Here is a 12,818-nt window from a genome sequence, read left to right as displayed (position 1 = left end):
CAAGTGATCCTCGACCTCGTGAAGAGCCTCGGCCTAGGCTCACTCATCGGCGTGTTCATTGGTTCACGAATAACGGCAAGACAGAGGAGCGGCGAGCTACTTCGAAACATCGAATCCGCCAATTACCGGGAAACTGTGGGCGCATACAGGGAGCTACGCGAAACTCTCCAAAAAGTGCGTAGCCTGGCGAGCACTATCAGCGTCTACGCCTCCGCCTTGCAGCACACCGACAAAGAGGTAGACCCCAGGATTGAAAGCTACCTAAAGAGCGACATCAAGGACGCTTTGACCGAACTGCGAGAGCTGCACAAGAACGCACTTTCACGGCAGGTAGCCGACTTCGGCCTGCACTTCGACGGCCGCGTTCAGCGCAATGCAATGTTCATCGAAGTGGCAGCGCGAATGATAATCGTGAACGGCGAGATTCACCTCAGCGATCCGAACCTCGTTCCCATCGATATCATCGCCTCGGATGCAGCTAAGCTGGATGAAGCAATCAAAGCACTTTCGACAATATGGGGACAATGGAAGAAGGAGATGGAGCCAAAGCTCGCAGGGGTAGTCAATCGACCTCGTGTTTGGCGACGCATCGCCTTCGGTCGCACCGCGAACGGGAAGCAGGCCTAGGTTGCTGGCCGTTGCTACACCCGTAGCTACACCAGAGGGGTGTCAATCCTCCACAGTGGATGATTGACACCCCTTTGACCTGCGGAGGCGGAGGGATTTGAACCCCCGGACGGTTGCCCGTCTTCCGCTTTCAAGGCGGATGCATTCGGCCGCTCTGCCACGCCTCCCGGTGCCCGCCCAGCCTAGAGGGCCGGGTCAGGTCAGGTCGAGGTGGGAGATCACGCGTTCGAAGAGGGCGGCGACGACTAGCTGTTCGTCTTCGGTCATGAGTTCGACCAGGTGTTCTCGGACGCCTTCGACGTGGGTCGGGGCGGCGGCGCGGAGGGTTTCCTGGCCGCGGGGGGTGATCTCGGCGATGACGCCCCGGGCGTCGTCGGGGCAGTTCTCGCGGGTGACGAGGCCCGCCTTCTCCATGCGGGCGATCTGGTGGGAGAGGCGACTCTTGGAGGAGGCGACCTGGCCCGCCAGGTGGCTCATGCGCATGCTGCCGCCGGGGCTCTCGGACAGGCGGACCAGGACCTCGTAGTCGGCGAGGGCGATCTGGTGGCGGTCCTGGAGTTCGCGGTTGAGCTGTTGGCGGAGGAGTTCGCTGCCGATCACGTAGGCGCGCCAGGCTCGCATCTCGGTCGGGGTCAGCCAGCGCGGCTCGGTGCTCACGGAGGTCACCGGACCAGGTTACGTGCTCGGGAGACCGAGACGAGGAGTTCGCGCAGGAGGTCGGCGAGGGCGTCGCGGCGGTCGGGGGGCAGGTCGGCCAGGAGGGCGTGTTCCAGGGCGACGTGGGTGGGGACGGCTTCGTCGACGAGGGTGCGGCCTGCGGGGGTGAGCTGGACCAGGACGCCGCGGCGGTCGGCGGGGTCGGGGGTTCGGATGACGAAGCCCTGCTGTTCGAGGCGGTCGACGCGGTGGGTGGTGGTGCCCGAGCTGATCATCATGGTGGCCTGGAGGCGTCCGACGGTGAGCGTGAACGGCGGGCCTGATCTGCGCAGGGTGGCGAGGACGTCGAAGTCGGGGCGGGTGAGGCCGTGGCGGGCGAAGTTGGCCTCCAGCTCCTTGGAGATCAGGGCGGTGACGCGGGAGAGCCTGCCGATGACGCCCATGGGGCTGGGGTCGAGGTCGGGGCGTTCGCGGCGCCACTGGTCGAGGATGTCGTCCACCTGGTCTCGCATCCGACCAGTGTGCCATTTCACTTGACGTCGAGATACCCGCCGCTGTTATCTTGATGTCGAGCTACTTCACGTCAAGGGGGATGCGGTCATGGTGTTCAGGACAGCTCTGGCCCCGCTGCTGTGGGGCACGACCTACCTCGTCACGACCGAGTTCCTGCCGCCCTCGCCCCTGTGGATCGCCGCGCTGCGGGCACTGCCCGCCGGGCTGCTGCTGCTGGCGGTGCGGCCGGGCGTGCCGGGGCGGGCGTGGGCCGGGCGGCTGCTGGTGCTGGGCACCCTCAACATCGGGGCGTTCTTCGCGCTGCTGTTCATCGCCGCGACCCGGCTGCCGGGCGGGGTCGCGGCGACGCTCGGGGCGACGCAGGTCGTGGTGGTGCTCGGGCTGGCCGCGCTGCTGCTCGGTGAGCGGATCACCGCGCGCTCGGCCGCCGTGGCCGCGGCGGGGGTGACCGGGGTCGCGCTGCTGGTGCTGCGGGGGGCCACCGCGCTCGACCCGGTCGGGGTGCTGGCCGGGCTGGGCACGTCGGTCTCCCTCGGCCTCGGCCTCGTGCTGACCCGCCGGTGGGGCGCCCCGACCTCGGCCGACGGCACTGCGCTGCCGGCGCTGACGGCCACCGCCTGGCAGTTGCTCGGCGGGTCCGCGCTGCTGCTGCCGCTCGCCGTCATCACCGAGGGTGCGCCCCCGTCGCTCGACTGGGCGTCGCTCGCCGGGTTCGTCTGGCTGACCGGGGTCGGCACGGCACTGGCCTACGTGCTGTGGTTCGCGGGGCTGCGCGCGCTGCCCGCGACCCAGGTGTCACTGCTGGGGCTGGCGAGCCCGGTGACCGCCGCGCTGGTCGGATGGGTCGCGCTCGGGGAATCGCTGACGCCGGGGCAGCTGGCGGGAGCGGCGCTGGTGCTGGCATCCGTTGTCATCGGGCAACGAAAGCCGTCCACTCCAGACGGTAGCCGCGAGGTTCACCGGTTCAGGACGCCGCAAAGGGTTGTGTGATCAGGATTACAGGCGCACTATAGGTAGTGGCTGGCCGGAGTGGACACGAGCGCACCAGCTGCGAGCGCCCACCCGCCTGGACCAGCCGAGAGAGGTCAGGTGGTGCCGTGCCGGATCGAGAGACACACCTTTGAGTAGTGGCACATCGGCCGCTGCCATCCCGCGGGCGGAACGAACCGCATCGGGCCGACCGCGATCGCGAGCAGCGGACGAACCGGTCGTCAGGACGACGCCCCGCGTGTGGCTGCGCGAGGCCCGCCCACCCGACGCCGTTGAGCCTGGTACGTCCGAGGCGACCTCCGCGCCGTCCGGCCAGGGCTCCGCGCCAGACCGGCGAGCTGCCACTGCGTGATTGTGGGAAACCTGGGCGCGATCCCCCCGACGGCGGGGATCGCGCCCAGACTCGTGTCACGGCTGGGACATCCGGCCCCCCGCCGCCAGGTTATCGAGGTGGCGGGAGGTGTGGACAGGGTGCGTTTGCCGGCTGTGGACAGCTGGAGGCCGGTGATCGGGCGGGCAAGGCGGGAGCCGCCGGTGGGGTGCTGGGTGCAGAGGGGGTACCTGGAACTTGGGTGGGCGGAAGCTGGGTGTGGGGTGGGTCAGCCGAGGTCGCGGGCGGCGAAGGTGTCGCACTGGGTGGGCTGGCCGGTGTTGATGCCGGCGAGGAACCACTTCTCCCGCTGGGCCGATGACCCGTGGCTGAACTTGGACTCGTCGACCTGGCCGCCGCCCAGGTTCTCCTGGATGAAGTCGTCGCCGATGCGTTCGGCGACGTCGACGGCGCGGTTGATGTCGTCCTGGGTGATGTTCTTGATCAGGGGCTGCCCGCCGGGGCCCGCGGTGGTGGTGGCGTGGTTGGCCCAGACGCCGGCGTAGCAGTCGGCTTGGAGTTCCAGGCGGACGCTGCCGGAGGTGGGGCCGGTCTCGCGGCCGACGCGGGAGGAGGTGCCCAGCAGGTTCTGCACGTGGTGGCCGTACTCGTGGGCCAGCACGTAGGCCTCGGCGAAGGTGCCGCCCTGGGCGCCGAAGCGGGTCTTGAGCTCCTCGAAGAACGTCAGGTCGACGTAGATGCCCTGGTCGGCGGGGCAGTAGAACGGCCCGACGTCGGAGGAGGCGCTGCCGCAGGCGGTGTTGACGCCGCCGCGGAAGAAGGTGGTGTCGGCGGGCTGGTAGGTGCTGCCGGAGCGGGCGAACTCGTCGGCCCAGTAGGCCTGGATGGAGTTGATGATGGCCACCCTGGCGCAGTCGGGCTTGGTGTTGGCGTCGCGGCCGGTGCGGCACTCGTTCTGCAGGTCGGTGTTGTCGACCGACTGGCCCGCCCCGACGTCGCCGGTGCTCAGCGGGATGTTGGCGGGGACGCCTCCCAGCTGGGAGAGGACGAAATAGATCAGCACGCCGACGATGCCGAGGCCGCCGCCGCCGAGGGCGACCCGGCCGCCGACGCCGCCGCTCCCCCTGGCGTCCTGCACCTGCGAGGTGTCGAGCGATGCGTCGTCGTTGAACTCCACGGTCCACTCCGAATGGGGCGTCGGTCCAGGTGATCGAACCTTAGCCGCCGCGCTGGTCGCACGCGGATCAGGACAGCCGGGAGCCCCCGCGGAACAGCGTCCGCGGGGGCTCCCGGGTGACTGCTAGGCGATGTCCTGGTTGGCGTGGATGCAGCCGACGCCTGCGTTGCCCGCGGCGGCGGAGATCCGAGCGTCGTCCTGGGCCATCTGCACGCGCATGGTCTTCTCCTGCGCGACGCGGGCGTTGGCCTGCTTGGCCTTCGCCGTGCTCAGCTGCTTGGCGTTGGTCTTGGCCGGGATGCCGTTGATGTCCTCGGTGCTGATGCCGTAGGACGCGGTCACCCACGCCATGGCATCGGCGTTGCGGTCCAGGGCGACGCGGTCGACGTTGCCCAGGTTGTCGCACTTCAGGTGGTAGCACGGGTCGTAGGCCACGCCCGCCTGGCCGCCCCACTTGTCGGCCTGGGCCTGGGTCTTGATGCCCTCCGCGCCGGTGAACAGGCCGCCTGCCGGGATGCCCTGGGCGATGAACTCGCCGTAGTCCGAGCGCCCGGTGAAGTCCGAGCCCTCGGTGGGCGTGCCGGTGGTCTCCAGGAAGTCCACGAACGCCGCCTCGATCTGACCCGAGCCGTACGGGCCGGGGCCCGCCCCGACCGCGTCGGAGTCGTCGCCGTCGTAGACGAAGTGCGCGGCGTTCGGCGAGCCGATCATGTCGAAGTTCAGGTACAGCGCGATGTCGAGCTGCTGCTCGAACGACAGCGACCGCACGTAGTGCGTCGAGCCGACCAGGCCGAACTCCTCAGCACCCCACCACGCGAAGCGGACGGCGTTGTTGACCTTCGGGGAGCCGCCCAGCTGCAGCGCGGTCTCCAGCAGCGCGGCGCTGCCGGTGCCGTTGTCGTTGATGCCGGGACCCGCGGTGACGCTGTCGAGGTGCGCGCCCGCCATCACGACGTTGTTCTTGCGGCCGGTGGTGGTCTCGGCGAAGAGGTTCCAGGTGGTGCGGTCCTCGCGCAGCGCGCGCAGCTCCACGGTCACCGTGCCGCCCGCGGCGGCCAGCGCGCGGCCGTCGGCCTGGGTGATGCCACCGGTCGGGACGCGGCCGGCAGCCGGGTCGCCGAGGGTGCCGTTGACCGGTCCGTCGGCGTTGTTGTAGACGATCACGGCCACGGCGCCCGCGTCCGCGGCGACCTGGTTCTTCACCGCGAAGGTGCAGGAGCCGCGCGAGACGACGGCGATCTTGCCCGTGACGTCGAGGCCGGCGTAGTCGGCGGCCTCGCAGCCCGGGGTCGCGTCCTCGGGAACCCCCACGACCGGGGCGGTGATGCCGCCGACCGGGGTGGACGGGCTGTAGGTCATGATCGTGATCGGGATCGAGGTCGACCCCTTCTTCAGCGTCTGCGCCAGGGTCTGGGTGAAGGTGAACGGGAACTCCTCCCGCGTCACCTCGAACCCGGCCGCCGCCAGGTGGCTCTGGACGTAGTCGACCGACGCGCCGTAGCCGGGGTTGCCGGAGGCGCGGTTGCCCCCGTTGCGGTCGGCGATGCGCTGCAGGGCGATCAGGTGGCGGTTGATCCCCGACACCGTGACCTTCTTGACCAGGTTCCTCGCCAGGGCGGGGCCATCCGGCAGCGCGGCGGTCGCGGTCGGCGCCGCCACGGACGGAATGGTGGAGAACGCGAGCGCGCCAGCGGCGACGATCACGGCCGCGCTGACGCGAAGCGTCTGGGGTTTGGGCATGCAGAGTCCCCTATCTGAGATGAATGCCTTCCGGTGACCGCCCCGACGCAGCCCGTTGTCCGGCGAAGGCCACCCTCATGCCTCGGTGATCGCCGGTCAAGAGGCAGCTATTACCAGCTGCGGGCCCGAGGCACTCCCCGCCGCCGATACCGGCAGCGACGAGGAACTCCGCGCCGCCGGGGTGGCGACGCGGAGTCCTGGTCTGCTATCGCGCGCGGGTGACCGGCGCTGGACGCGGGGTGCTTACTTCACCGCGGCGTGCGAGTGCCCGCCGTCGTGGTTGTGCGCCTCGCTCTTGATCACCGCGAGCCGCATGGCGGCGCGGGTGTCGGTGGCCGCCTTGGCCTGCTTGGCGTTCTTCGGCGGGACACCGTTGATGTCCTCGGTGCTGATGCCGTAGGACGCGGTCACCCACGCCATGGCATCGGCGTTGCGGTCCATGGCGACGCGGTCGACGTTGCCCAGGTTGTCGCAGCGGGTGTGGTAGCAGGGGTCGTAGGCCTGCCCCGCCACGCCACCCCACTTCGCGGCCTGCGCCTCGGTCTTGACACCCTCGGCCCCGGTGAACAGGCCACCGGCCGGGATGCCCTGGGCGATGAACTCGCCGTAGTCGGAACGGCCGGAGAAGTCGGTGCCCTCGGTCGGGGTGCCGGTGGTCTCCAGGAAGTCGACGAACGCGGCCTCGATCTGCGCCGAGCCGTACGGGCCCTCGCCCGCGCCCTCGCCGTCGGAGTCGTCGCCGTCGTAGACGAAGTACGCCGCGTTCGGCGAGCCGATCATGTCGAAGTTCAGGTACAGCGCAATGTCGAGCTGCTGCTCGAAGGTCAGGCTCTGGACGTACTTGGTCGAACCGATCAGGCCCAGCTCCTCAGCGCCCCACCAGGCGAAGCGGACCGCGTTGTTGACCTTCGGCGAGCCGCCCATCTGCAGCGCGGTCTCCAGCAGCGCCGCGCTGCCGGTGCCGTTGTCGTTGATACCCGCGCCGGTCTCGGTGCTGTCGAGGTGCGCACCGGCCATGACGACGTTGTTCTTCCGGCCGGTCTTGGTCTCGGCGATGATGTTGACCGAGGGGCGCTCCTCGATGTGGAAGCGCATGTCCACCGTCGCGGTCTGGCCCTCCAGGGCGAACAGCGCGGTGCCGTCGGCCTGGCTGATGCCGCCGGTCGGGACGACGCCGTCGGTCACCGTGACATTGGTCAGCGGACCGGCGGTGTTGTTGGCGATCAGCACGCCGACCGCGCCCGCGGCATGGGCGTTCTTCGCCTTGGACTCGAAGGTGCAGGAGCCACGGCGGATGAGCGCGATCGCCCCGGTGAAGTCCTTGCCCGCGAAGTCGGATGCCTCGCAGCCCGGGGTCGCGTCCCCAGGGGCGTCGGCGGTGGTCACCAGCTTGCCGGTGACGCCCCCGACGGGGGTCTGCGGCGACTCCTCCATCGGGATGGCCTCGACGGACGTCGAGCCGACCGTCGCGGTCTTGGCGTCGTAGACCTGCACCGGGTAGGTGAACTCAGGAGTGGAGACGTCGTAACCCGCGTTGCGCAGCAGACCCGCCACGTACTGCACGCTGGCGTCGTAGCCGGGGGTGCCTGCCGCCCGGTTGCCGCCATTGCGGTCGGCCAGGCGCTGGAAGGCGATGAGGTGGCGGTTGATGCCGCTGACAGTGACCTTCTTGACCAGGTTGCGCGCGAGCGCGGGCCCGTCGGGCAGCTGGGTCTGCGCGGTCGCCGGGACCGTGCTGAGCCCCAGGCCGACGCAGGCCGCGAGCAGGGCGACGCCCGCTCTGACCGGAGTCCGGGTGGACATAGCTGAACTTCCCTTCGTGGGGGTGGATCACGCCGGTCGCGTCCCCGAAGCGCGGCAATTCCGGCGAGCGTGACTCTCGCTTGTCAACCCGCCCGGGTCAAGTGTTCATCTGCGACTGTGACACGACTGCTTTCCGATTACGGTGGTCGTTATGCAGGCGATAATCGTTACCGAGCCCGGCGGTCCCGATGCGCTGGTCCCCTCGGCGGTCCCCGATCCGGCACCCGGCCCCGGCGAGGTGCTGGTGCGGGTCGCAGCCACCGCGGTCAACCGGGCCGACCTCTTGCAGCGGAAGGGTTTCTACCCCCCGCCCGGGGGAGCCAGCGGCATCGTCGGCCTGGAGTGCTCGGGCACGGTGGCGGAACTGGGCGACGGCGTCACAGGGTGGTCCGTCGGTGACCCGGTGTGCGCGCTGCTCGCCGGCGGCGGATACGCCGAGCTGGTGGCGGTCCCGGCCGCGCAGCTCATGCCCGTACCGTCCGGTGTGGACCTGGTGACCGCGGCGGCGCTGCCGGAGGTGGCGTGCACGGTCTGGTCCAACGTGGTCATGACAGCGCGGCTCGGCGTCGGCGAGACGCTGCTGGTGCACGGCGGCGCGGGCGGGGTGGGCACGCACGCCATCCAGGTGGGCAAGGCGCTGGGGGCGACGGTGGCCGTCACCGCCGGTTCTGCCGAACGGCTCACGCGCTGCGCCGAATTGGGGGCCGACGTCACGCTGGATTACCGCACGGCGGAATTCGAGAAAGAGATCTCCGCCGACGTCATCCTCGACAACATGGGCGCGAAATACCTCGCCCGCAACATCGCCGCGCTGGCCCGCGGCGGGCGGCTCGTGGTGATCGGAATGCAGGGCGGAACACGCGCCGAGCTGGACATCGGCGCGGTGCTGGCCAAGAACGCGACGGTCACCGCGACCGGCCTGCGATACCGGCCGGTCGAGGAGAAGGGCGCGATCTGCGCCGCGGTCGCCGAGCACGTGTGGCCGCTGGTCGCCGACGGCGCGGTGCGCCCGGTCGTGCACGAGGTGCTGCCGCTGGCGCGCGCCGCCGACGCCCACCGGATGCTGGAGGCGGGCGGGGTGTTCGGGAAGCTGGTGCTAGCGGTCGAGGGCTGAGACGAGCTGGTCGACCTCGACGGCGGTCGTGTAGTGGGCCAGGCCCACGCGCACCGCGCCGCCGACCTCGCCGACGCCCAGGGTGGCGAACACGCCGCTGGGGGTGTCGTCGGCGAAGGCGCAGATGCCGTGCTCGGCGAGGTGCTCGACCACCTCGGCCGCCTTGCGGTCGGCGACGGTGAAGGCGAGCGCGGGGACGCGGCGCATCGCGTCGCCGATGACCATGACGTGGCGCAGCAGCCGCAGGTCGCCGATCAGCCGGGAGAGCAGCCCGGCCTGGTAGCTCTTGGCCGAGCTGATCGAGACCGCGAGGCGCTCGCGGCGGGTGCCCGCGGCGGCGTCGTCGAGGTCGGCGAGGTAGTCCACCGAGGCGACCAGGCCCGCCAGCAGCGGGTAGGCGTGCCCGCCCAGCTCCAGCCTGCGCGGGCCGACCGCCCTCGGGTCCAGCGAGCTGGCCGGGAGCCGGTCGAGCGCGGCCGGGTCGGCGAAGGCGAGCGCGGCGACCGCGGGGCCGCCCCACGCGCTCGCCGACACCGCGACGACGTCGGCGCCGAGCGCGGCGATGTCCAGCGGCACCGACGGCGCGGCAGCGCACGCGTCGACCACGACGAACGCACCGTGCGCCTTCGCCTGGGCGACGATCTTGGCGAGGTCGGGCCGGGTGCCGACGGCCCCGGAGGCCGCGGTCACCGCGACGACCTTGGTCCGGTGCGAGATCAGGTTCTCGTACTGCCAGGCGGGCAGCTCGCAGGTCTCGATGTCGATCTCGGCCCAGCGCACGGTCACGCCCGCCCGCTGCGCCACCCGCAGCCAGGGCGCGGTGTTGGCCTGGTGGTCCAGCCGGGAGAGCACCACCTCGTCGCCCGCGAGCCAGCGCTCGCCGACCGCCTCGGCCAGCCGGTCGAGCAGCACCGCGGGGTTGGGCCCGAGCACCACCCCGGCGGCGTCGGCGCCCACCAGGTCGGCGACGGCGCGGCGGGCGGCGTCCTCGATCGCCTCGGCGCGCTGGGAGGCCGGGAAGGAGCCGCCGGGACCGGAGACCGGCGCGCGCAGGGCCGTCGACACCGCTGTGGCCACCTGTTCGGGGACTTGCATGCCCGCCGGGGTGTCCAGGTGCACCCAGCCATCACCCAGCGCGGGGAAGAGCCCGCGAATTCGAGCGACGTCGAAGGCCATGCGCCACACCGTACGCACGCCCGAGATCGATCGTTTCGCGGGTCCGCGCGGCGGCTACCCTCGCAGTCATGAGCGACCCGGAGAGCCAGGACCAGTCCCAGCACGTGATGGTGGTGGGCCCCGACGGCACCCCGCTGGGCGCCGCCCGCATCGGCGACGACGGCGCCGAGAGCGAGTCCGTCGGCGACATGGTCGAGCAGCCCGCCAAGGTCATGCGCATCGGCACCATGATCAAGCAGCTGCTGGAGGAGGTGCGCGCCGCTCCCCTGGACGAGGCCAGCCGCAACCGCTTGCGCGAGATCCACACCCGCTCCATCAAGGAGCTGGAGGACGGCCTCGCCCCCGAGCTGCGCGAGGAGCTGGAGCGGCTGTCGCTGCCCTTCACCGAGGAGAACGCGCCCTCGGACGCGGAGCTGCGGATCGCGCAGGCGCAGCTGGTCGGGTGGCTGGAGGGCCTTTTCCACGGCATCCAGACGGCGCTGTTCGCCCAGCAGATGGCGGCGCGCGTGCAGCTGGAGCAGATGCGGCGCGGGCTGCCCGCCGGGCAGGGGCCCGCGATGCCGGAGGGTCCGCACATCCGCGGCACCGGGCAGTACCTGTAGTCCGCACCGGGCAGTACCTGTAGTCCTCAGGGCTCCCGGACGGTGACCTCGAAGGGGCCGTCCGGGGGCAGGCCCGCCGGGCGGTAGCCGGCGGCGGCGAAGAGGCGGCGGGACACGTGGTTGTCCCGGTGGATCAGGGCCAGGAACCGGACGCCGGGGAGTTCGTCGTGGGCCGCCTCCAGGACCGGCCTGGCCAGGGAGCGGCCTCGGGCGGTGGGGGCGAGGGTGATGCTGACCTCGGCTTCGCCCGGGGCTCGGGGGTCGAAGCGGACGGTGCCGACGGGGGTGCCGCGCTCCTCGGCGACGAGCAGGACCCGGTCGGTGAGGGCTTTCGCCAGCCAGCGGCGGTGGTCCTCGACGGGGACGGGGTCCTGGGTGAGCGACCAGCGGCGGGTCGTCGGGTCGTTGCGCCAGGTGAGCAGCAGGTCGGAGTCGGCGGGGGTGGCCCGGCGCAGGGTGATGCCCGCGACGGCGTTGAGGAGGCGGCGGGCGCCGTGGCCGTCGACGGCGCGGCGGGCGGCGGCGGCCGTGCGGGCGCGGGCGGCGGGGTCGGCGAGCAGGGCGGGCAGGTCGGGGAGGCCGACGGCGACGCCTCGGTCCAGGGCGGCGGTGTAGCCGGGGCGCTGGTTCTCGGCGATGACCACCAGGGCCGTGGGGACGCCGATGCAGCACAGCTCCAGCAGCGTGACGCCCGCGGCGCTCACCACCAGGTCGGCGTCGGCGAGCAGGGCGGGCAGGTCGGTGCGGGGGCCGGAGTACTCCACGCCGGGCCGGGCGGAGATGGCCTGGGCGGAGATGGCGAGGACGTCGGCGGGGACGCCGGTCGAGAGGATCGCGGCCACCGCGGCCTCGACGTGCTCGGCCGCCGCGCCGCCGCCCATCGACACGACCACCCTGGGCCGCTCGCGCGCGGGCCTGGGCAGGCCGCGCGCGGCGCGGACCGCCGAGCGCAGCGGCGCGTACACCGGGCCGCGCAGGACGAGCGGGGTGCCGTCGTCCGGGCGGTCCGACCGGGCCAGGTTGGCGTCGACGGCGATGTCGGCGCGGCGGCGGCCGAACGGCCCGTCCTCCATCGACACCACCAGCGAGGGCGATGGGGTGATCTCGCCGTAGTGGTCGATGTGGACCACGTCGGCGGGCGCCCAGTCGGGGCGGACCTCGACGCCGGGCAGCTGGGCGAGCAGCCAGTCCGCGCCGGTGAACGTCCCGGCGAGGGTGACGTCCCAGCCGCGGGCGAGCGCCTCCTCGGCGACGGCGGCGCAGCGCGCCAGGTGGCCGACGCCGACGCCCGGTCCCGCGTCGGCGCGCAGCAGCAGCGAGGTCACGGGCGCACCTGCTCGACCTCGGCGTTGAGCGCCGCCAGCTCGGGGTGGGCCCGCAGGTGGGCGACGACCTCGCGCCAGCCCGCGCGCCCGATGGCGGCGACCACGCCCGCGATGACGGCGGCGTCCTGCTCGGTGTCGAGGGTCACGCGCAGGTCGTCGGCGGGCGGGGCGGCGACCACGCCGGCGCAGCGGTGCGCCGGGTCGGTGTAGACCCCGGAGGTGACGTGCTCGCGGTGCGGGCCGCGCGGCACGCGGGCCTGCTCGCGCAGCACGTCGGTGCGCACGACCTCGGCGTCGTAGCCGCGCGGCAGCGTGCGCACCAGCGTCGTGCTCGCGTAGTGCAGCGCCGGGTCGGCCAGCCACAGGCCGACGACCTGGTCCAGGAGCACGGGGTCGTGCAGGGGGCAGTCGGCGGTGATCCTCAGCACGGCGTCGCACGGGTGGGCGTCCACGGCGAGCAGGAAGCGGGCCAGCACGTCGTCGAGAGGGCCGCGCACGACGTGCGCGCCGAAGCCCGCGGCGGCCTCGGCGACCGGGTCGTCGGAGGCGTCGTCCGAGGTGGCGACGACGACCTCGCCGACCGAGGCCGCCTCGCGCACGGCCCGCACGACCCAGCCCAGCACCGGCAGGCCGCCCAGGTCGCGCAGGACCTTGCCGGGCAGGCGGGTCGAGGACATCCGAGCCTGGATGACGGCGTTCACGCGCACGGGTGCCATGATGGCCCACCGCGCCGGGTGCACCGGCAGTGCGTACGAGCGGGAGG

At 71.9% G+C, this 12,818-nt stretch carries 12 protein-coding genes and 1 tRNA gene; 4 read left to right on the top strand and 9 right to left on the bottom strand.

Annotated elements, in window-relative coordinates; all coding sequences use genetic code 11:
• Positions 1–3: 3 nt before the first annotated feature.
• Positions 4–627: a hypothetical protein gene (locus tag ACFPM7_RS26895; RefSeq protein WP_378250588.1), complete on the top strand. Its 624-nt coding sequence runs from the start codon at positions 4–6 to the stop codon at positions 625–627.
• 82 nt (positions 628–709) lie between these two features.
• Here ACFPM7_RS26895 and ACFPM7_RS26890 read toward each other — a convergent pair.
• The 3 genes from ACFPM7_RS26890 to ACFPM7_RS26880 form a co-directional block, all read right to left on the bottom strand.
• Positions 710–794, bottom strand: a tRNA-Ser gene (locus tag ACFPM7_RS26890).
• A 28-nt stretch (positions 795–822) separates the two neighbouring features.
• A complete protein-coding gene (locus ACFPM7_RS26885) occupies positions 823–1,293 on the bottom strand; it encodes a MarR family winged helix-turn-helix transcriptional regulator (RefSeq protein WP_378250587.1) in 471 nt (156 codons plus the stop codon).
• The gene (locus tag ACFPM7_RS26880; protein ID WP_378250586.1) at positions 1,290–1,796 is read right to left on the bottom strand and encodes a MarR family winged helix-turn-helix transcriptional regulator; all 507 of its coding nucleotides are present in this window, start codon (positions 1,794–1,796) and stop codon (positions 1,290–1,292) included. The genes ACFPM7_RS26885 and ACFPM7_RS26880 overlap by 4 nt, the downstream gene beginning before the upstream one ends.
• Before the next feature lie 88 nt (positions 1,797–1,884).
• On the opposite strand from ACFPM7_RS26880, the gene ACFPM7_RS26875 reads away from it, so the two are divergent.
• Positions 1,885–2,787 (top strand): EamA family transporter, encoded by a 903-nt coding sequence (locus tag ACFPM7_RS26875; protein ID WP_378250585.1) that lies wholly within the window; start codon positions 1,885–1,887, stop codon positions 2,785–2,787.
• Positions 2,788–3,386: 599 nt separating this feature from the next.
• Here the strand turns inward: ACFPM7_RS26875 and ypfJ are convergent.
• From ypfJ to ACFPM7_RS26860, 3 genes are all read right to left on the bottom strand, one after another.
• Positions 3,387–4,295, bottom strand: coding sequence for a KPN_02809 family neutral zinc metallopeptidase (ypfJ, locus tag ACFPM7_RS26870; protein WP_378250584.1), 909 nt, complete (start codon positions 4,293–4,295; stop codon positions 3,387–3,389).
• A 123-nt stretch (positions 4,296–4,418) separates the two neighbouring features.
• Entirely contained in the window at positions 4,419–6,035 is a 1,617-nt protein-coding gene (locus tag ACFPM7_RS26865) for a M28 family metallopeptidase (RefSeq protein ID WP_378250583.1), read from the bottom strand.
• Between the two features lie 243 nt (positions 6,036–6,278).
• Positions 6,279–7,838: a M28 family metallopeptidase gene (locus tag ACFPM7_RS26860; RefSeq protein WP_378250582.1), complete on the bottom strand. Its 1,560-nt coding sequence runs from the start codon at positions 7,836–7,838 to the stop codon at positions 6,279–6,281.
• A gap of 151 nt (positions 7,839–7,989) precedes the next feature.
• Between ACFPM7_RS26860 and ACFPM7_RS26855 the strand changes: the two genes are divergently transcribed.
• Positions 7,990–8,952, top strand: a complete 963-nt coding sequence (locus ACFPM7_RS26855; RefSeq protein WP_378250581.1) for an NAD(P)H-quinone oxidoreductase — start codon at positions 7,990–7,992, stop codon at positions 8,950–8,952.
• Here the strand turns inward: ACFPM7_RS26855 and ACFPM7_RS26850 are convergent.
• Complete coding sequence (locus ACFPM7_RS26850; RefSeq protein WP_378250580.1) at positions 8,935–10,128, bottom strand: cysteine desulfurase-like protein; 1,194 nt, start codon at positions 10,126–10,128, stop codon at positions 8,935–8,937. The genes ACFPM7_RS26855 and ACFPM7_RS26850 overlap by 18 nt on opposite strands.
• A 68-nt stretch (positions 10,129–10,196) precedes the next feature.
• Between ACFPM7_RS26850 and ACFPM7_RS26845 the strand changes: the two genes are divergently transcribed.
• On the top strand, positions 10,197–10,730 hold the full coding sequence (locus tag ACFPM7_RS26845) for a bacterial proteasome activator family protein (protein ID WP_378250579.1): 534 nt from the start codon (positions 10,197–10,199) through the stop codon (positions 10,728–10,730).
• Positions 10,731–10,756: 26 nt separating this feature from the next.
• Here ACFPM7_RS26845 and ACFPM7_RS26840 read toward each other — a convergent pair whose 3' ends face one another.
• The gene (locus ACFPM7_RS26840; RefSeq protein ID WP_378250578.1) at positions 10,757–12,055 is read right to left on the bottom strand and encodes a GNAT family N-acetyltransferase; all 1,299 of its coding nucleotides are present in this window, start codon (positions 12,053–12,055) and stop codon (positions 10,757–10,759) included.
• Entirely contained in the window at positions 12,052–12,771 is a 720-nt protein-coding gene (locus ACFPM7_RS26835; RefSeq protein ID WP_378250577.1) for a cytidylyltransferase domain-containing protein, read from the bottom strand. The genes ACFPM7_RS26840 and ACFPM7_RS26835 overlap by 4 nt, the downstream gene beginning before the upstream one ends.
• Between the last annotated feature and the right edge of the window lie 47 nt (positions 12,772–12,818).

This window comes from Actinokineospora guangxiensis (genome assembly GCF_042657845.1).
GTDB classification, from domain to species: domain Bacteria; phylum Actinomycetota; class Actinomycetes; order Mycobacteriales; family Pseudonocardiaceae; genus Actinokineospora; species Actinokineospora guangxiensis.
This window is presented reverse-complemented; position numbering and strand designations above follow the sequence as displayed.